The organism is Clostridium amylolyticum, from assembly GCF_900142075.1.
GTDB classification, from domain to species: Bacteria; Bacillota; Clostridia; order Clostridiales; family Clostridiaceae; genus Clostridium_AA; species Clostridium_AA amylolyticum.
Map to the genome: position 1 here is coordinate 126,449 of NZ_FQZO01000007.1, position 20,413 is coordinate 146,861.

20 protein-coding genes are annotated in these 20,413 nt (G+C 31.9%); 4 read left to right on the top strand and 16 right to left on the bottom strand.

Annotation, left to right across the window (positions count from 1 at the left end; genetic code table 11):
* The first annotated feature begins 433 nt into the window (after positions 1–433).
* The gene (locus BUA82_RS15510) at positions 434–3,292 is read left to right on the top strand and encodes a sigma 54-interacting transcriptional regulator (RefSeq protein WP_073010275.1); all 2,859 of its coding nucleotides are present in this window, start codon (positions 434–436) and stop codon (positions 3,290–3,292) included.
* A 38-nt stretch (positions 3,293–3,330) separates the two neighbouring features.
* Here BUA82_RS15510 and BUA82_RS15515 read toward each other — a convergent pair whose 3' ends face one another.
* From BUA82_RS15515 to BUA82_RS15555, 9 genes are all read right to left on the bottom strand, one after another.
* Entirely contained in the window at positions 3,331–4,449 is a 1,119-nt protein-coding gene (locus BUA82_RS15515) for an anaerobic sulfatase maturase (protein ID WP_073010279.1), read from the bottom strand.
* Between the two features lie 195 nt (positions 4,450–4,644).
* Positions 4,645–5,229, bottom strand: a complete 585-nt coding sequence (locus tag BUA82_RS15520; RefSeq protein ID WP_073010283.1) for a chromate transporter — start codon at positions 5,227–5,229, stop codon at positions 4,645–4,647.
* Between the two features lie 3 nt (positions 5,230–5,232).
* Positions 5,233–5,817 (bottom strand): chromate transporter, encoded by a 585-nt coding sequence (locus BUA82_RS15525; RefSeq protein ID WP_073010286.1) that lies wholly within the window; start codon positions 5,815–5,817, stop codon positions 5,233–5,235.
* Positions 5,818–5,913: 96 nt separating this feature from the next.
* Positions 5,914–7,131 carry an ROK family protein gene (locus BUA82_RS15530; RefSeq protein WP_073010289.1) on the bottom strand — a complete coding sequence of 406 codons (1,218 nt, stop codon included), beginning with the start codon at positions 7,129–7,131 and terminating at the stop codon, positions 5,914–5,916.
* Positions 7,132–7,312: 181 nt separating this feature from the next.
* On the bottom strand, positions 7,313–8,164 hold the full coding sequence (locus BUA82_RS15535) for a tagatose bisphosphate family class II aldolase (protein ID WP_073010292.1): 852 nt from the start codon (positions 8,162–8,164) through the stop codon (positions 7,313–7,315).
* A 62-nt stretch (positions 8,165–8,226) separates the two neighbouring features.
* Positions 8,227–8,745 carry a galactose-6-phosphate isomerase subunit LacB gene (gene lacB, locus BUA82_RS15540; RefSeq protein WP_073010295.1) on the bottom strand — a complete coding sequence of 173 codons (519 nt, stop codon included), beginning with the start codon at positions 8,743–8,745 and terminating at the stop codon, positions 8,227–8,229.
* A 19-nt stretch (positions 8,746–8,764) separates the two neighbouring features.
* Complete coding sequence (gene lacA, locus BUA82_RS15545) at positions 8,765–9,193, bottom strand: galactose-6-phosphate isomerase subunit LacA (protein WP_073010298.1); 429 nt, start codon at positions 9,191–9,193, stop codon at positions 8,765–8,767.
* Positions 9,194–9,232: 39 nt separating this feature from the next.
* On the bottom strand, positions 9,233–9,988 hold the full coding sequence (locus BUA82_RS15550) for a DeoR/GlpR family DNA-binding transcription regulator (protein WP_073010301.1): 756 nt from the start codon (positions 9,986–9,988) through the stop codon (positions 9,233–9,235).
* A gap of 352 nt (positions 9,989–10,340) precedes the next feature.
* Positions 10,341–10,547: a hypothetical protein gene (locus tag BUA82_RS15555; protein WP_073010304.1), complete on the bottom strand. Its 207-nt coding sequence runs from the start codon at positions 10,545–10,547 to the stop codon at positions 10,341–10,343.
* 409 nt (positions 10,548–10,956) lie between these two features.
* On the opposite strand from BUA82_RS15555, the gene codB reads away from it, so the two are divergent.
* The 3 genes from codB (at position 10,957) to BUA82_RS15570 (ending at position 13,986) form a co-directional block, all read left to right on the top strand.
* On the top strand, positions 10,957–12,228 hold the full coding sequence (codB, locus tag BUA82_RS15560) for a cytosine permease (RefSeq protein WP_073010307.1): 1,272 nt from the start codon (positions 10,957–10,959) through the stop codon (positions 12,226–12,228).
* Positions 12,229–12,297: 69 nt separating this feature from the next.
* A complete protein-coding gene (locus BUA82_RS15565) occupies positions 12,298–13,563 on the top strand; it encodes a cytosine deaminase (RefSeq protein WP_073010310.1) in 1,266 nt (421 codons plus the stop codon).
* Positions 13,564–13,638: 75 nt separating this feature from the next.
* Positions 13,639–13,986: a hypothetical protein gene (locus tag BUA82_RS15570; RefSeq protein ID WP_073010313.1), complete on the top strand. Its 348-nt coding sequence runs from the start codon at positions 13,639–13,641 to the stop codon at positions 13,984–13,986.
* 30 nt (positions 13,987–14,016) lie between these two features.
* Here BUA82_RS15570 and BUA82_RS15575 read toward each other — a convergent pair whose 3' ends face one another.
* The 7 genes from BUA82_RS15575 to BUA82_RS15605 form a co-directional block, all read right to left on the bottom strand.
* The gene (locus tag BUA82_RS15575) at positions 14,017–15,138 is read right to left on the bottom strand and encodes a ribose-phosphate pyrophosphokinase (protein WP_073010315.1); all 1,122 of its coding nucleotides are present in this window, start codon (positions 15,136–15,138) and stop codon (positions 14,017–14,019) included.
* 146 nt (positions 15,139–15,284) lie between these two features.
* A complete protein-coding gene (locus BUA82_RS15580) occupies positions 15,285–16,106 on the bottom strand; it encodes a MurR/RpiR family transcriptional regulator (protein ID WP_073010317.1) in 822 nt (273 codons plus the stop codon).
* Positions 16,107–16,256: 150 nt separating this feature from the next.
* Positions 16,257–17,771, bottom strand: a complete 1,515-nt coding sequence (locus tag BUA82_RS15585) for a DUF4127 family protein (RefSeq protein WP_073010319.1) — start codon at positions 17,769–17,771, stop codon at positions 16,257–16,259.
* Entirely contained in the window at positions 17,771–18,070 is a 300-nt protein-coding gene (locus tag BUA82_RS15590; RefSeq protein WP_073010322.1) for a PTS sugar transporter subunit IIB, read from the bottom strand. The genes BUA82_RS15585 and BUA82_RS15590 overlap by 1 nt, the downstream gene beginning before the upstream one ends.
* A 1-nt stretch (position 18,071) precedes the next feature.
* Positions 18,072–18,380: a PTS sugar transporter subunit IIA gene (locus BUA82_RS15595; protein WP_073010324.1), complete on the bottom strand. Its 309-nt coding sequence runs from the start codon at positions 18,378–18,380 to the stop codon at positions 18,072–18,074.
* The gene (locus BUA82_RS15600) at positions 18,373–19,134 is read right to left on the bottom strand and encodes an HAD-IIB family hydrolase (protein WP_073010326.1); all 762 of its coding nucleotides are present in this window, start codon (positions 19,132–19,134) and stop codon (positions 18,373–18,375) included. The genes BUA82_RS15595 and BUA82_RS15600 overlap by 8 nt, the downstream gene beginning before the upstream one ends.
* Positions 19,127–20,410, bottom strand: coding sequence for a PTS sugar transporter subunit IIC (locus BUA82_RS15605; RefSeq protein ID WP_073010328.1), 1,284 nt, complete (start codon positions 20,408–20,410; stop codon positions 19,127–19,129). Before BUA82_RS15605 ends, BUA82_RS15600 begins: the two co-directional genes overlap by 8 nt.
* Between the last annotated feature and the right edge of the window lie 3 nt (positions 20,411–20,413).

Below are 20,413 nucleotides of genomic sequence, written 5' to 3' on the forward strand. Positions count from 1 at the left end.
AGGGTTAAGCCCTTGAAGTTTAGCAGTTTAATATTTTTTTCAATACTCATTAATACTATTAATTTTTATAAATACTCTTACCAATGTGAAATTAATACTCATAAAGGTGAAAAACACCCTTTAGCAAATATAAAAATACTCTTTATTAGCAATAAGTATTTAAATTAAATTATATAAAATAATGAAACAGCCCCTATTTTTATAATATCTTCTAATAATTCACTCTAAAAAAAAGGGTATTTTCGTTATTTTTGTAACTATATATACTCAATAATCTGTTATAATAACTTTATTGAATACCATATGTGAAAACTTATAAGAAGTATAAAAGAGCAATATTTAAATTTCAAAAGAATTCTGAAAGGAAAGTTGAGGTGAATAATCCTGGTACTTAATCAAAAGTATTTTTCTTAAATCCACTACCAGGAACTATATGCTTAGAATTGATTTAGTAAGTAGGTTTATTCATGATTATTGTGTTTCACTTACAGTGGAAGAAATAACAAAAAATCCATTAATAGGTCTTTCATCCATAGATGTATCCAACAGCTTAAGCATATTAAGAAACAATGCTTCTGCTGACTTAAACAAGTTATATAAAGATGGTGTATTAATTAAAATTAAAGGAAAACCTACGAAGTTTTTCCATAAACAAGTTTTTGAAAACCTTTTTAATGTTTCAATCCAAAGAGAATTTATAGAATGTTCAAGCTTAGACGAGTTAGTTAACATTACTTTTAAAGAAATTAGAGAGGTTTCAACGGATTACTCTGACCCCTTTCATGAACTGGTGGGTTATAATAACAGTCTTGCTAATATCATTAAAATAGCTAAGTCCTCAATTCTATATCCTAACGGTCTTCATACCCTTTTGCTGGGTGAGTCTGGAGTTGGGAAAAGTTATTTCGCTGAATTAATGTATAAGTTTGGTTTACAGCATAAGATTTTTGACAGTTCTTCTTCTTTTGTAATCTTTAACTGTGCTGATTATGCAAATAACTCTAACCTTTTAGTGTCACAACTTTTTGGATCCATGAAGGGAGCTTACACCGGTGCTAACTGCGATAAGCAAGGTCTCATTGAGCAAGCCAATGGGGGTGTATTATTTTTAGATGAAATTCATCGTTTACCTCCAGAAGGTCAGGAAATGCTATTCCTTTTTATTGACAAGAAAAAATTTAGAAGGCTTGGAGAAATTTCCTCTCAAAGAACTTCTAACGTACTAATTATTGCAGCCACCACTGAGAATCCCAATTCTTATTTGCTAACAACCTTTATGAGAAGGATTCCTTCTTGCATTAGGATACCTAGCTTGAAGGAAAGGTCTGTAACTGAAAAGTTAAGTTTAGTAAATAGACTTTATTCTATGGAAGCAAAAAAGATAAATAAACAAATAATTGTTTCTAAAGAATGTATTACGGACTTAACATTGTATAATCCCCCTGGCAACATTGGTCAATTAAGAAGCGACATACAACTTTCCGTAGCCCAGGGATTTTTAGATTGCAAGTTAAATAATACTAATAGTCTTGTTATAACAAAGGATTTTCTCCCTCTTTATACCAGTAGTAATCTTCTTAATATTGATATGGACACGAGAAAGAATGTAACCTTGATTATTAATAAAAGTGAATATGTTTTTTCTCCAAATTCCGGAGTTACTAATAATAACAGCGTTAAAGACTATGATTTTATCAAAATTTATAATGAAAAGCTTTGCAATTTAGAAAATGACAGTCATGAATTACAAAATATCTTTAATAGTTATACTGAATTAATATCTAAAAACTTTGTGATTCAAAATAATTACCCTGATTTTATTGACGATGAAACCTCTGAAATAGTTTCAACCTTATCTGATATCCTATATAGCGAACTCAATCTTATAATAGACAAGAGTTCCTATGTCGCTTTAGCATTATATTTAAAAAACCTTAAAGACATTCCCATTGCAACTAGAACTTCTGAGAAACCCTTAGATTTATCAGAGGTTCCTAGAAATATATTTACGGTATGTCAAAACTTAATTGAATTATTAGAAAGAAGATTTAATATTTATTGCCCTGTAGAAGAATTAAACAATTTAGTTATAATTATTAATTCTCTGAAGAATAAAGAGTCTTTTCAGCCTGTTGGTATTATGATAGCTGCTCATGGTGATTCCTTAGCTACAAATATAGCTTCTGTTGCTAATGAACTTCTTGGTATAGACTTTGCTTTAGCAGTGGACATGCCTTTATCAGAAACTCCTTCTAATATTTTAGAGCATGTTATAAATCATATAAAAGACAAATGTTTTTCTAGAGGATTAATATTGTTTGCAGATATGGGCTCTTTAACAAATTTTGACGATACTATAAAAGAAAAAACCGGGGTAAATATAGTAACCATAGAATCTACTAATATCATTTTAGTAATTGAAGCTATAAGGAAATCTATATTTTTAAAAAATGATTTAGACCACATACTTCACGATCTTATAAGTATAAATAACAAACTTAACCTAAAGTTTAACAAAAAAATAGAGCAGCATCTTTCTATTAATAAAAAAAGAATAATATATACCGTTTGTAATTCTGGAGAAGGGGTTGCGTATTATTTAGAACAAACAATTAAAAATCTTCTAGATGCTTATAATATATTCGATGCTGATGTTATGCCATTGAATATTAAAAGTACACTACAGCTTCGTGAAATAATTATTAAAACTTCTTTGAATAAAAAGCCTATTGCTATTGTTGGAAGTATAAATCCAGATATTAACGACATCCCATTTATTCCTTTGGATGATGTGGTACTTCATAATGGATTAGATAAAATAGCAAACTTGTTAGGAATTAAGAATAATAATACTGCCAAGAAAATAACTACTAATCTCACAAAAAATATAATTATTAATGTTACTAGCGATACTGTTGATAAATATCTAACAGTTCTTTCAGCAGATAAGGTTAAAAACATAATTATTGAATTTATTAATAAGATTGAAAGTGATTTAGAAATCATTGTAAGTAATTCTAGTCTTACCAAGATTTTTATACATTTAACCTGTCTCATTGAAAGGATTTTACTTAAAGATTTCATTTTAACTCCTCAAGAGGAGATTACATCATATATAAAAAATAATAGCAAAATTATAAATAGTATTAAGCATGCATTACTTATTGTTGAAACAGCTTTTAATATTGAAATTCCAGAAAATGAACTGTATTATCTATGTGAAATAATAAAAGATGCTATTAACAACTCTTTATTTTCAAAAAAAACTTACCCTCAGAAGACTATAAAATAAGTATAGCCCGTGGATATATATCCACGGGCTATACTTATTTATCTTCTTGAAACTAATCTTGCTAATTCTAAAAGCTTATTCTCACAGGTATCAAAAAAGTATTTATAAGAAGAACAGAAGTAATTTATAGCTGGCTTTTCATTTACAAAAGGTTCTCTATACCTTCTGCATCCGCCTCTACACAAATTTAACCACTTACATTGTATACATTTATCATCAACATGTTTAGAAACTTCTATAAACTTCTTTGCTACCTGAGACTTACTTAATTCATGAAAATCCATTTCTTTCAAATTGCCCATTTTCCATTGATCTATTACATAAAAGTCACAGGGATATACCCCTGCATTTGATTCAATAATATACTCACAGCTGCAAGTACCGCTCATGCCACAAGCTTCTGGAGCATATCCCATTATCATACTTAAAATATTATCAAAATACCTTATACTGACAAACTCACCTTTAATAAAGTCTTCATACCAACAGTTAAACACCTCTACAAGAAAATTTCCATAAGCTTCTGGCTTTAGAGAATATTTTCTAAAACCTGGTTTTTCATCAAGAGGATCTAAGCAGGGTATAAATTGAATATACTTAAAACCGTTCTTTTTAAAGAAATTATATATCTTTCTTCCATGCCTTGCACTTATTGAGCTTACTACAGATAAAATATTGTACTCTACCTTATATTTGTTAAATAAATCTATAGTTTTCATTACCTCATTATATGTACCACTGTTATTTACATCCACTCTATTTAAGTCATGTATTTCTTTAGGTCCATCTAAAGATATCCCCACTAAGAAGTTATTATCATGCAAAAATTCTGCCCATTTTTCATCTATTAATGTACCATTGGTTTGAAGCACATTATTTATTTTAACTTTACCTGTATTATACTTTTCTTCAATCTTCACAAGGTGCTTATAGAAATCCAATGCTGAAAGTGTTGGTTCCCCTCCTTGAAAGGCAAAGGTACAACTTCCTTCCGCATAGTCTAAAGCTTTTTTTATAATAGTTTCTAAAGTATCAATATCCATCATGTTATAGGCTTTTACTTCTCTTTGCATAGATAGAGAATGATAAAAACAATAATTACATCTTAAATTACAATTACTAGATGAAGGTTTAATAAGCACTGATAATGGCGGCATATCCATCCCTACTTTCTATTAAAATATCCTATACTCCAAAAGATTAATTATTCTCTTCTTTTATTTTAGCATTTTTCATGTAATATTAACATGGAACGAATTTACTACCCGTGATGCTATAACTAATAAATTACACCTATTTCATGTGATATTTCCATTATTTACTTTCTAAACGCAATTCTAAATCAATTAAAACTAAAATATACTAAACACTACTACCCCCAATATACCAGAACCTAAAATTGCTAGTATAGGGTTTATTTTAAATTTTATCAAGGACACAAAAGTTATTATAAGTATTATGATACTGGGTATGTCTATAACACCTAACGGATTAGAAAACAGTCCCCTTAAGGATAAATTAGATAGCCCATTAGGGAAAATACTGGTTTCTGCTACAAAAATTGCTGCAGTCATTATAAGAGCTGGAATTACAGGTCTTATTCCATAAAATATAGATTCATTTAACGGATGATTTTGATATTTAAAAAACATTCTAGATATTAGTATGGCAATTATTAATGAAGGTAAAGCCACACCTATAGTTGCAAATAAAGATCCTAAAACCCCTGAAACCTTATATCCTACAAAGGTTGCTGAGTTTACAGCAATAGGTCCTGGAGTCATCTCTGCAATGGCAATAATATCAGCAAACTGAGAAGCTGGCAAATAGTTATTAGTTTCAATTTCCTTTTGTATTAAAGGAATCATTGCATATCCACCACCAAAGCTAAACAACCCTATTTTAAAAAATGATAGAAAAAGCATAAGAAGTTTCATTTGCTACACATCCTTATTACATATATATTTTGATTTATTATTGGGTATTTTATATAAAACAAGCCCTACTACAGCTCCACCTATTACTGCAAAGATAGCATGTACATCAAACACTAGTATTAATGTAAATGCAACTAGTGCAATTACTAAACTTATTTTATCCTTTATTGCAGTTTTACCAATATTTACTGCAGCTATAAATATTAAAGCTACTACTGCTGGACGTATACCCTTAAAAGCATTTTGAACTATTATATTATCTTGAAATTTTGAAAAAACCGTAGCAATAAGTAAAATTATTAGAAATGAAGGTAATATTACTCCTAGAGTTGCAGCATAAGACCCCTTTTTCTTTTTTATTTTATACCCTATTAAGGTTGCGGAATTTATAGCAATAGCTCCAGGTATAGATTGAGCTACAGCAAAAACATCGATAATATCCTCTTTACTTATCCAAGCCTTTTTATCCACTACTTCTTTTTCTATAAGAGGTATCATGGCATATCCCCCTCCAAAGGTAAAGCTTCCTATTTTGAAAAAAGCCAAGAAAATTCCCCATAGTTCTCTAAATTGTGATTTTTCATTCATGTTATTCCCCTCATCTTTCATTTTTATTTTGAAACTTTTAACCATTTTGGTTATAAGTCTCCGTGAATATAAATTTTATATGTGTTTATAGAAGATTTAGCTTTTTAAGCACTCTTCTATAAATGAGGCTGCTGCCCCTATTGAAATAGCATCATATTTAAAATATCCTTGCTTATTAAAAACAACATTTTTTTTCTCATTGCTTTTTTCTTTTACAAAGTAAGCTTTCTCCACCGTCTCAATGCAAAGTTCATAGAAATAATTAGAATGTTGAACTAGTGGACCACTTAATATTATCATTTCAGGATTTACAATATTTATATAGTTAACTAAACCAATACCAAATATTCTAGCCGCTTTTTCTATTACTCTCTTAGCCAGTTCATCACCATTTTCAGCTCCTTGGCATATATCTTTATAATCCACTTCATTTATAGGTTTTTTAATAGTAGTGCAGCCCCTATTTTTCATTTCTTCCTTAAAGCTATTAACTATAGCTATTATTGTAGAATAACACTCCACACAGCCCCTATTTCCACAAGAACATTCTTTGCCGTCCATGTCTACAATCATGTGGGCAAACACATCTTCCTTATTAAGGTGAGTTTGAATAATAGCATTGGAAACACAAGCTGCAGTTCTTATACCAATACCACAGTTAATATAGAGAACATTTCTTAAACCTTTGGCAATTCCATAATACTTTTCTACAAATAATGCAACATTTGCCCCATTGTCAATAATCACAGGCAAGGTTAACTCATATTCCAACATACTTTTAATACTTACATCTTTCCACCCTAAGGCTTCGAAATTTTTAGCATTAAGCAATTTTCCACTGTCTTTGTCTAAAGGCCCTACAGTACCTAATCCAGCACCTAAAACATCAGATTTATTAATATTATTTTCCAGGATTGCCTTTTCCACTAAGCTTCCAATTAACTTAACAACCTTTTCTGGGGAAAAAGAAGCATCTAAAGTAAAACTTTTTTTATCTATTATTTTAATAGTTAAATCGCATATTACCACCGTAACATAAGTTCTTGAAATATCTATGCCTATAATAAAATAATTATTTGGTTTAACTCCATAAACACTTGGCTTTCTGCCACCAGTGGATTCTGCCATTCCAATCTCTTCAATTAACTTTAGTTCTTCTAATGGTTTCATTACTCTGTTTAAAGTAGTTAATTTCATATTCATTTTATTGCATATTTCCTGTTTTGTATGATAACCTTCTTTTTGTAACAAACTAAATACCTCTTTTGAGGATAGATGAAGTTCCTTTAAAAATCTATTTTCTATTTTTCTCACCTCTTGAGACCCAACATAATATACTTTTATTATAATAACTTTTAACCATTTTGGCAATAAGTTTTTTCATATATACGAATAACTTTGCAATATTTTCTACTTCTCTTCCTATTAGGTTTTTACCTATTATCACAGCTTACATTTTACACCTTATATACATGCCTTTAAATTTATTCTCTGCCTATGCCTTGTTTTCACTTCCGCACATTTTTATTTTTGCCTCTACTATCGCTTTCATAGCTTCTTTTCCTGGAGTCATGTATTTTCTTGGATCATTAGCCTCTGGATTTTCTCTAAAGTAGCTTTTTACCGCCTCTGCAAAAGGAATTTTCAGATCAGTAGCTATATTTACTTTTGTTATTCCTAAACTTATAGCTTTCCTTACTAAATTTATTGGAACATCAGAAGCTCCATGCAATACCAAAGGTACTTTCACCTTAGACCTTATTTCACTTAACCTTTGAAAATCTAATTTTAGCTCTCCTTTATATAGTCCATGGGCTGTCCCAATAGCTACCGCCAAAGAGTCTATACCGGTTCTTTCCACAAATTCTTTTGCAGAATTGGGATCTGTATACATAGCATCCTTTTCATCTACAATTAAATCATCTTCTATACCTCCTAATTTACCAAGCTCTGCTTCCACTACAGCACCTTTTTCATGAGCATAATCCACTACTTCTTTAACCTTTTTTATGTTATTTTGAAAATTTTCTTTTGAAGCATCTATCATAGCTGATGTAAATCCTAAATCTAAATATTTTTTTATTTCCTCTATATCTTCAAAATGATCTAAGTGCAATGCTATAGGCAAATTATATTTTTTTGCAGCAGCTTTTGCAATAGCAACTAAATATTCTCCACCTGCATAACCTATGGTTCCTGGAGTCCCTGCAAGAATCACTGGAGATTTCAGTTCTGCAGCAGTTTCTACTACCACACTGATAGTTTCTAAGTTGTGTATATTAAATGCAGGTACGGCATATTTTTCTTTTTGAGCTTTTAATAACATTTCTTTTGTTGTTACTAACATATTACCAACTCCTTATAATTAGAATTTAATAAACTTTATCTTGGCTTCCTTTGTAATTAAATTTAATCATGATAATATCCTTGCTGCCATTTTTCTAGGAATTCATCAAAGAAATTCTCATTCCCCAATTGATCTTCATTTATAGTTTCTATGGAATGAATTTTCTTTATTAATGCCTCTTTTTCTGGTGTTTCTTCATATTTTGTATTTAGAAATTCATCTATTATATTTTCTATAAGCCCCACTCCGCTTATACGTCCTCCTACTCCTATGACATTTGCATTTAAGTATTCCTTTGCATATCTTGCTGTAGCTATATCTCTTACTAGAGCTGCACGAATTCCATTTACTTTATTAGCACTATTAGTTATTCCTACTCCAGTTCCGCATATCACTATCCCCAAATCCGCTTCCCCTTTTATAACTCTTTCCGCTGTTTTCTTACCATATATAGGATAATGTGTACGTTCTTTATCATATGTACCATTATCTATAACTTCATAACCTTTACCTTTTAAATACTCTACTATACCATCCTTTACTTCTGTTACTATGTGGTCGCAGCCTATTGAAATTCTCATTATCTTATCCTCCTCAATACTATAGCATCTTATTTAACATATCTATTCTTATTTGATGTCTTCCACCAGAGTAATTTGATTTTGCAAAGGCATCTACTATGGTTTCTGCTAATTTTACGCCTACAATTCCTGAACCTATAGCTATCATACGAGCATTATTATGGTCTCTTGTCATTTTAGCTGAATGTTCCTCTGAAACTTCTGCACAAACCATTCCTTTATACTTACAAGCTACCATGAAAGAGCCTGCACCATATTCATCTATAACAATTCCTTTTTCTGCTTCTCCTTTTAATATAGTTTCTGCTACTAATTTTGTTGAATCCACAAAATCTAGTACTGCTTTTGGAGTCTTATCTAAAACTTCATACCCTTTTTCTTTTAAATATCCTTTCAAATGTTCTTTTAGTGGGAAACCACTTTTATCGGATCCTATAACAATTTTCATTTTTCATCCTCCTTATTTAAGTTGTTATTTTTATAATATTTACTCAGTTATTATTTTTACAATGCTATTGTATTTTTCTTTAAGTTCATCATTAATATTTTTATCTGTTACAACTGCAGTTACATCCTTTAAGTTATAGAAACTATAAAAATCCTCTTTATCTATTTTATTGCTATCACATAATATATATCTTTCAATAGAATTATCTAAAATTATCCTTTGACAAGCGCCCTCCTCTTCATTAGAATTTGTAACGCTTTCCCCTAGAATACCGTTTACTCCTACAAAGGCTTTTTTAACTCTTATTTTCTCTAATAATTCATTGGTAAAATTCCCAACAAAAACATCTGTTCTTGAACGAAATCTGCCGCCTATAAGTATTAGCTCAAATCTTTGGTCATCTTTAAATTTTGAAAATATGGACATAGAATTTGTTATGATCTTTGCATAAGAAATGTCTAGATATTCATATATCAATTCATTAGTAGTTCCTGGACCTATATAAACTATGTCATTTTCTTTTATAATACTGGCTGCAATCTGAGCTATATATCTCTTTTCCTCCACATGTATTTTTCTTTTTTCATTATGAGAAAGCTCCGCAGCCATTCTTTCTTCTTTCTTTTTAGCTCCACCATGAATACGGATTATTTTCCCTCTCTCTTCTAGCATTTTTAAATCTCTTCTTACCGTCATTTCTGTTACATTAAGAATCTCTGTTATATCATTTATACTAACTATGTTGTCTTTTTCTATCATCTCAAGAATCTTTTCTAATCGTTCCTCTCTTAACACTGTTATACCTCCAAGGTTTTTAATATTAATGAAAATTTCACACTACACTAACTTTATTCTTTTATTTTAGTAATTATTATCATTTATGCTTTTAAACAGGTTTTAACCTTTATATTTTTGTGCGTTTTTGTTATATTTTGTTCTATTAACATAATTTTATCACTATTTTTTTATATTCGTCAATATAATTTGTTCTGTTTTGTTATTATTTGTTCTTATTTTTATAAGTTATTAATCACTATGAAATTCATAAAAAGACATAAAAAAATAGACTTATGCAAAAGTTATTTTACACTTTTAGCACAGCCTATTTAAACTGATAAATGATTTACTTATGTATACTATAACCTTTCTAAGAATCACTTGGTTTCTTTCCAAATAACTTATATAACACCCTATCGTACTCTGAAAGCTTATCTGCCAGTCTATGCCAGTTTTCATGCTCTGCATTAGCCACATTTATTTGATTATTTTCTATGACATTAACCTTCTCTTTTATTTCTTCTATATCCAAAATTATTTTTTCTAAAAGTTCCTTTATCTCCTTATTATCTTCCACTGAAATTCATCCTTTCTTATAGACATTAATATATTAATTATATATCATGAAAGCTTTTTAAGACAGGTGTAAATTAGCCTAACACTTATTTAACTTTATTTCTTCTACTTTTAGGAATACACTATGGCTAAAATTAAAGATAATATTAAAGCTTCTAGTATATTTTTTACATTGACTTGAAGTTTTAATGGTGCTATTATATTAAAAAAAGAGAATTAGTACTTTTAAATTTAGTCCAGAGAGGCTAACAAAGTGATAGAACTTATAAACTTAATATTTTATTTGGAGTTTATGATTAATATGGCATTGTTACGACCTTTTATACTAATATAAAAGGTCGTTTTTTATTTGATCATAATGCTTACAATAAAACATGGTACTACTTCTCCAAAAAAGGAGGACAAAAATAATGAGCACAAATCAACATGAAGACAAGGATTATTCCTTAGAAGCGGTGAAAGATAAGGACAAAAGAGGGTTTATTTCAATGTTTTTGGTTATGCTAGGCTTTACCTTCTTCTCTGCAAGTATGCTTACCGGTGGAACTTTAGGTTCTGCTCTATCTCTTAAAGAATTTGCTTTGGCAATATTTTTAGGGAACCTAATCCTGGCCATATATACAGGAGCACTGGCATATATAGGAGCTGATACAGGTCTATCTATGCACTTATTAGCTAGATATTCCTTCGGAGAAAAGGGCTCTTATTTAGCATCTTTCTTAACAAGTTTCACTCAAATAGGATGGTTTGGTGTGGGGGTAGCTATGTTCGCCATCCCTGTAAGCAAGGTAACAGGGATAAATGTGTATGTATTAGTGGCCATTTCAGGAGTATTAATGACTTCCACCGCTTATTTTGGAATGAAATCTTTAACTATATTAAGTGCCATAGCAGTACCTTCCATAGCTATACTCGGCTGTGCATCAGCCTTTAGCGCAATAAACTCTGTAGGTGGTGTGCAGGAATTATTAAGTATACCTTCTAGTGGAAAAATGGGCTTAGTAACAGCTGTAACCTTATGTGTAGGTTCCTTTATCAGCGGTGGAACTACTACTCCTGACTTTGTACGTTTTGCCAAGAACAAAAAAGTAGCTGTTTCCACTACAGTTATTGCATTCTTTATAGGTAATTCTTTGATGTTCTTCTTTGGAGCCATAGGTGCAATGTCTACAGGACTTTCAGATATATCTGATGTTATGATAAAGCAAGGGTTAATCCTGCCAGCCATAATAGTATTAGGCTTCAATATATGGACAACCAATGATAATGCCATATACACCTCAGGCCTAGGTATTTCTAACATCACAAAGATCCCAAAAAGTAAAGTAGTATTATTCAATGGACTTCTAGGAACTGTAAGCGCCCTATGGTTATATAGCAACTTTGTAAGCTTCCTAAGCTTGTTAGGATCCATGATCCCAGCAGTGGGAGGAATCATCATAGCAGACTTCTTCATAGTTAAAAAAGGTAAATATGAAGACTTTAAAGATGCTAAGTTTAAGGTTATAAATTATAAGGCTATAGCAGCCTGTGTCTTAGGAGTAATAGCAGGAAAATATCTAACTATAGGAATTCCTCCTCTAAACTCCCTGCTTGTCACTGGTTTAACCCATGTGGTATTATCAATAATCATTAAAGATGAAGCTGAAGAAAAAATACAATTAGATAAAAATATAGCATAAACCTCAAGGCTCCTCTTTAAGAATTGGAGCCTTTTCAATATGAAAATCACATTAAAGGAGAGTAAGCACATGTTAATAAAAAATGTTAAGTTAAGAGATAAAGATGAACTTATTGATATAAAAATTGAAAATGGTATATTTAAAGAAATAAAAAGTAATTTACAGCCTCAGGAAGGTGAAGAAGTTATAGATGGACAAGGTGCTTTGGCACTGCCTCCATTTATTGAGCCCCATATTCATTTAGACACCACCCTTACTGCTGGGGAGCCTAGCTGGAATGAAAGTGGAACTTTATTTGAAGGAATACAAAGATGGTCTGAGAGAAAATCCTTTTTAACAAAGGAAGATGTTAAGGAAAGAGCTAAAAAAGTAATAGGCTGGCAGATAGCTAATGGTATACAGCATATAAGAACCCATATCGATACCACAGATTCATCCTTATTGGCTTTAAAGGCTATGCTGGAAGTTAAAGAAGAGATGAAAGATTATGTAGATATACAACTAGTAGCCTTCCCTCAAGAAGGGATTTTATCTTATCCAAAGGGTTTAGAGCTTTTAGAAGAATCCTTAAAATTAGGAGCAGATGTTATAGGAGCTATCCCTCATTTTGAGTTTACTAGAGAATATGGAGTAGAATCTATAAACAAAATCTTTGAACTTGCTGCAAAGTATAATGTGCTTATAGATGTGCATTGTGATGAGATAGATGATGAACAGTCTAGGTTCTTGGAAACCGTAGCCACTAGAGCCTTAGAAACCGGCATGAAAAATAAAGTTACAGCCAGCCACACCACTGCCATGCATTCTTATAACAATGCCTACACTTATAAATTATTTAGATTATTGAAAATGTCTAATATAAATTTTGTATCCAATCCTCTGGTAAACACTCACCTTCAGGGAAGATTTGATACTTATCCAAAACGTAGAGGAGTTACTAGAGTAAAGGAATTAAAAGATGCAGGTCTTAATGTGTGCTTTGGCCATGATGATATCTTTGACCCTTGGTATCCACTAGGCACCGGAAATATGCTGCAAGTGCTGCACTTTGGATTGCATGTGTGCCAAACCATGGGATATAGTGAAATCAACGATTCCATAGACTTTATAACCACTAACTCTGCCAAGGCATTAAATATTCAAGATAGCTATGGCATAGAAGAAGGCAAGCCAGGAAATCTTATACTTTTATTAGCTGAAAACGGCTATGATGCCATAAGAAGACAAGTTCCTGTATATTATTCCATAAGAAAAGGAAAGGTTATTAGTAAAACTGAACCTTCTGAAACAAAGATATACTTAGACAAGGAAATAGATGTAACCTTTAGAAAGTAAAACTTCCATATGTGTAGCTTCCTGGGATGTAATTGAATATATTGTACTAAGTATTATTATACAGGAGTGTCTGTTATGTTATTTAATGAATTTCAGAGCACACTTAATAATGTATCTATAGATGCTACCCTAGATTCCATTGGAGCAATTGATAACAAATTACCTGTATGGAACTTTTTCGAGAATATCTTCTTAAATAAACCGAGTATTATTAATATCTTAGCTTATAATATTGATGGAGAGCCTATAATTAAGATTTTAAACTTTGATGGGGATAAAATTATATATAAATATATCTCTAAAATAGGCACTATAGAATATATGGGTAATGGGTTTAAGAAGGTAAAAAAAGGCAGCAATATAAGCTATGATTTATATGACAAGACTAAATTTGTTATAAATATGTTTTCTTACTCAAATTAAAACGGCAAGGGAAATGTCCCTTGCCATTTTTTATCCTTGATTTAATAACTGATTTATATTATGTGTAGCATCTAGTAATGGGCTGATGGAGTTGTCCTTATTTATATAATCTACTATTTTTGATAAGTATTTGGACATATCTACTTCTACAAACCATTCAGCTTCTTTAGCTTGTGGGGATATGTAGGTTAGGTTTGTAGAATAAACTCTATGTATTAATCCAGCTTCATAATATTCATTAAACTTATTTACCCCTTCTGTAAATAATGCAAAGGTAGTAGCTACAAATACCCTTTTGGCATTTCTCCTTTTAAGCTCCTTGGCTATGTCAAATACAGATTCTCCTGAGGCGATCATGTCATCTACTATTAAAACATCCATGCCCTCTACATCTTTACCGATATACTCATGTTGTACTATAGGATTCTTTCCTTTTACCACGGAGGTATAATCTCTTCTCTTATAGAAAAGCCCAATGTCCAGGCCTAGAACGTTGGCATAGTAAATAGCTCTATCCATGGCTCCAGTGTCGGGGCTTATGGTTAACATTTTAGATTTATCAATTTCAATATCCTCGTGTCTTACAAAGGTTTTAACTATTTCATAAGTTGGGTATATATTTTCGAAGGTTAATAGGGGTACGGAATTTTGTACATTTGGGTCATGAACATCAAAGGTGTAGATATCTCTAACCCCTAGTCTTTCAAGTTCTTGTAAAGCTAAGGCACAGTCTAAAGATTCTCTTCCTTTTCTCTTATGCTGTCTTCCTCCATAAAGCATAGGCATTATTACAGTTACTCTTCTTGCCTTGCCTCCTATGGCAGATACCACTCTCTTAATATCCTGAAAATGCTCATCAGGGCCTTTGTGGTTTGTAATTCCATACATTTCATAGGTGCAGCTGTAGTTTCCTACATCACATAATATATATATGTCTTTACCTCTTACGGTTTCTGACAGCTTAACTTTACCTTCTCCATTGGCAAATCTTATTTCATCAATGGCTATAAGGTAGGTCTCAGGGCTGTCTACATAATCATTGCGTCTCTGTAGAAGATATTTATCAAGCTTAGCCCCCAAGTCTTTACAGCTTTCTAATGCAATTATACCTAGCTGGCCATAGGGATTTGATTTTTCAAAATTATTACTCAAAAAAGAATCCTCCTCGTAAGTTGTTATATTATAATTTTACTTCCGTAACCATTTTCATCTATGAATTATTGTAATCCATTGTAAGAGGTATTACAACCTTAAGTGGGAGTTTTTTTATGTGAATAACCGTTAAAGATTTTTTCTTATTATTCCAAATCAAACTCAATACTAGATAAAGTATCATTAAGCAGCGAGGACTTTTCGTTATAGTTGCTGTTTAAGAAATGTGAATATAAGATATCTACTACCACAAGCATAGGAAACTGAGGGGAAATCACGTTGCCTATAGCTAAATTTTTTGTAACAGCAATTAGCACCATTTCATCACATAATTCATGGAGCTTAAAATCATTGTTGGAAGTTATGATAATGGTTTTTGCCTTTCTTTCTTTAGCGGCTTTGAGACCATTTAATATTATTTTAGTTTTTCCGCTTACAGTAAAACCTATTACCAGGGTATCTTCATCCGTAAGTACAGAATTCATCTGTATTATATGGGCATCCACCACCGATTCAACATTTAATCCAAGTCTCATAAACCTTATTTTAAACTCCATCGCCACTATTCCTGAGCTTCCAATTCCATACACATACACCTTTTTATATTTAACCAGCATATCAGCAATTCTCTCGATCTGGGCTTCATCCGTTAGAGTATAGCTTCTATCCAAAAGCTGTTGATAAGTATTTAGAACATTCTTTTTAAGCTTGCCTACATTCTTCACTTCTTCATTGAAGGACTGCTCGTACATGTAAATAAATTCTCTATAGCCTTTAAAACCACACTTCTTCGCAAATCTTGATAATGAAGCCTTAGAAACAAAAAGCTTGTCTGAAACATTTTGAGCAGAAAAGTCCTGCTTATTATTGTTATGTATGAAAAAATCTGCAATAATTGTTTCGGTACTTGTAAAATTACTATATAAGGATTCTAATAAAGGAATTATACTCTTATCATGTTTTGACATTTAATGTGCATACTCCTTTCGCCAAAAAATCTATTTGGCATTACTTATATATAATAATACCAAATAGATTCCTTTAATTAAATTTGTATATGTGTAAATTTTAAATATATAAGCTGAATAATATGGAACTTAGAAAAGTATTATATCTGGTTAGTTGCTTACATTTACCTCAATTTCCATACCTATTTCAAACATTCTTCTCCATGGGGTTACTACCTTGTTTAGCTTAAGCTTCAGTTCCTTAGATATATTAAGCTTATTATACTCCTCAATAAGCAGTTCTTTTATGGTATCTTCCACTTGAAGCTGCATGTCCTTAAATTCATAATAACTTAAGCCATGTTTAGGGAGATAATTTTTTATTACCTTCTGTCTTACCACAGCCTGATAAAGAGAATCTTCTATAATTCGGTAAACTAAATGTTTTGTTTGATTTTCATTTTTTGAGTTGAGGCAGTATATTCCCGAAGCTAAAACAGTTCCAAGGGTGTTGCAGTTTGTGTTCCACCCTGCATAGGCTGTAAGTCTACTCAATATACCCAGCCTGTCTAAATAGTCAATAAGTGTAAGATCTCCGCCATTAGCGAAAGCTGAGTCACTTAAGATAACCTTTTTACCAGCTTTTATATACTTTTCTATTTTATACACAAAATCTAATAGATTTCTATGAGATGTATAGGTAAGATCAATACCTGCTGCCTGCTCCGGAGCTTCCTGCATCTTTTTGCCTGGTGAATTTACAGCAAGTATTATATCAGCTTCCTCTGGAGTTTCCACTAACTCTCCCCCGCATACCCTTACATGATATTTAAGGCTTTCATTCATAGGACGGTCTTCGTATAAAGGCGTAATAGTGTGTCCTAAAGTTGAGGCATAAAAAGCGTATACTTTAACAGTTCTATTTAGATAATCATTTAAACATCTAGCTAATAAGGAACTTCCCACTTCATCTGCACCAGGATACACGTAAGCCCTAAACTCCAGTTGTTTCTCCTTTATAAAATCTAAAACTCTCTTTTGAGAAATAGCTGTATAACCAAATTCCGAAGAATCATCCTGAGGAATTACCAGAAAATCTATAGTGCCATCTTCAAGAAACTTAGCTACACTAAGGTTTATGTCCTCGTTAAATTTTCTTCTATTTTCATAATCTAATAATATATCTTCAGGGACTTTTATGGAGTTTAGTTCCTTTTCCTCTACTGTAGTAATTCCAAACCTTGCTTTTTTGTCCATAAGGTACTTTCTTCTAAAAAGGTTGTAGCCATGCTCTGCGTAATAGTGAGGCTCCTCCTCGGAGGAATCGTACTGAGGAGCTCTCATAATACAATTAAAGGCATATATCTTTATGTTTGGATTAATTTCTTTAATTCTTCTTATATTGCGAAGGCAGCCCTCAGCCTCATCTTTAGATAGATAGTGAAGCCTAGATGGGATTAATCCTCCGTAAATAAGCATATCCATGGAGAGCACTGCATAGCTGCAGCTTTTTACATTTTCAAATATAAAATCCCATAGCTTATTAGTATCAGCTGGTATTTTTTTGTCCCCTAATATACTTTTAGGAGGAGCAATAAGCTTAACACCTTCCCCTGAAGCTGCAATAAACTCAGGAAATTTAGTATTACAGGGTCTTTCATCTAATGGAATAAACAATATATTCATCACTTTATTAAATTCACCGCCTGCTCCAAGGCCCCAACTCCGTCTATAGTTCCATAGATACGCATGTCTATTACTCCTAAAGGTTTATCCTTAAAGCTGTTTTGTATATCCTTTGCTGCAAACTTAAGCTGTGGTGCCACAAGCACTACATCAACTTCTTCCTTAGTCTTTTTTGCCTCTACACTGGATAAGGCCCATATTTTTGCTTCAATACCTTTCTCAGCAGCAGCCTTTTTCATCTTTTCTACAAGAATTGATGTGGACATTCCAGCATTACAAACTAATAAAATATTTACCATATTACAAAACCTCCTTATATAAGTGCATAAATTTTTGTGCTAAAAGCTTAATTAATTCCGCATTCATAAGTTGATCTTCAGCATGCATAAGGAGCAGGGAAAGCTCCACCTTATCCCCTGAAGCCTCTCTTTGAACAAGCTCCATATGCTTTTTATGCCCCTGAAGTAAATACTCTTCTGCTTCCTCAAGCATTTCCTCTACAGAATCAAATTCTTTATTTTCACACTTGTTTATTATCTCCATATAAATGGATTTTGCTGCACCCACATTAGATATTATCTCAAAGGAGATAAGCTCATTATTATCCATTTTTCTCCTCCTTTAAAATATTTTCTAAAGCTTCCTTTATAGAAGGAACATCAAAGTCTGCTTTTCCAAAGCTGCTTCTTCCCACATAGTAGGAAGCCTTTGAGTAGGGAAACATGGAAAAGTCACTTTCTGAATCCCCTATGGAGATTATTTCGGCCTTGGGATACATTTCTTTAAGAGCTAATCCCTTTGACACTCCCTTAGGAAGTATTTCTAAGGTCTTATCTGAGGTCTTAACCGCCTCTACATCGTCAAAATTTTCATATATATATCCCTTAACCTTGTTTATTTCCTCCATATCTCCAATCAGTAAAAATATTATAACAGGCTGATAATTAATAACCTGTGTAAAATCTTCTATTACATTAGAAGAATCATAGAACTCTCTAGGAAATTCAGGATCTCTTTCACTGTGCCAATATCTATTACTTATGGTGTTCATCTCCACACGAAGATTTTTATCCTTTATATATTTGTATACCTTAAGAGCAACTTCTTTATTCAGGGCTTTAGCTTTTATACCATGTTCATCCTGCATTACCGCTCCATTTTGAGAAATTCTATATTTAATATTTAAATTATACTTTTTGGCAATATGAATTATATCATGATCTAAACGTCCTGTAACTACTACTACTTCATATCCTTCTACTTGTAAATTTTCTAGGAGACTTAAGGTTTCTCTCCCTCCAATTATTTCATTATTTTCATTAATTAACGTCCCATCGAGATCTAGGGCTAAAACTTTAGTCATTAGCTACCATCCTTTGTTTATTTGTTATTGCCACAAATGGCATGTATATTAAAACTGAAATTACTAAAATAACAACTGCTGTCACTGCTGACATAATATGTCCACCTGTAGCAAAGAAGGCGCTTAATATAGGTGGAGTTGTCCAAGGAATCAACACATAAGTATGAGCCATAACTCCTAAGGAGGTTGCCACACTTCCTATAATAAGTCCTGTAAATGTGGACAAAATCATTGGAATGATTAATATAGGATTCATTACCACAGGAAGTCCAAACATTATAGGTTCTGAAATGTTAAATAGTGCTGGTACAAAGCCTATCTTTCCAATCTTTCTGTAATCTTCTCTTCGAGATACAATAAATATAGCTATAATAAGAGCAATCATATTTCCAGCTCCACCCATGAAAGCAACAGAGTCTAGGAAGGGCTTTGTCATAATAGCAGGTAAAGCCTGTCCTGCAGACATTGCTGAAGCATTTTCAGTTAAGGAAGCCAGATAAATAGGCTCTAATATAGGATTAAATATAAAGGCAGTGTGTATTCCCAATCCCCAAAGCAGCATGTATAGGAAGTAAATAACTCCTAAGCCAAGGGTAGAGTTAACTATATTTGTAAAAGGTGTCTGTATGGATTTAAATATAAGATCATTTAAAGGCATTCCAAAAGAATTAGTAATTATTCTTAAGATTCCAAACACTAAAAGAGTTATAATAACTGGAATTAGCTTGTTAAAGGATCTTGCAATAGAAGGAGGAACACTATCAGGCATCTTAATTATTAGTATATCTATTTTAGAAAGCCCTCTTATAATCTCCACTGTAGCTATGGCAGCAATAAAAGCCATAAACATAGCAGCAGCACCGGTATAGTAGGTATTTATGTATTCTATTCCCATTTTACCGTCAAAAGTTATAGGCATTAGTATAAAAAGTACCACTACAGCAATAGAAGGAACTATAGATGTATCATCGTTATAATGCTCTGACAATGCCTTGGCTGTAGTAAAAGTTAACAGTATAGCCATTATGGACATGGTAGCAGGAATTATTGCTCCTCCCAGCTGTGTAACCCCTGTAAAGGGCCTTCCAAAAAGCTTGTTAGTAAAACCGTTTTCTCCTATAAATACATTGTTTATAAGCACGAAGAAGGAGCCTGCAATCATAATAGGAAGTATAGATATAAAGCCTTCTCTTATAGCAGTTAAATATCTGTTTGATGCTAACTTATTTGCTAAAGGAAGAAATAATTCTTCAATTTTATTCATAAACTTATTCATAAT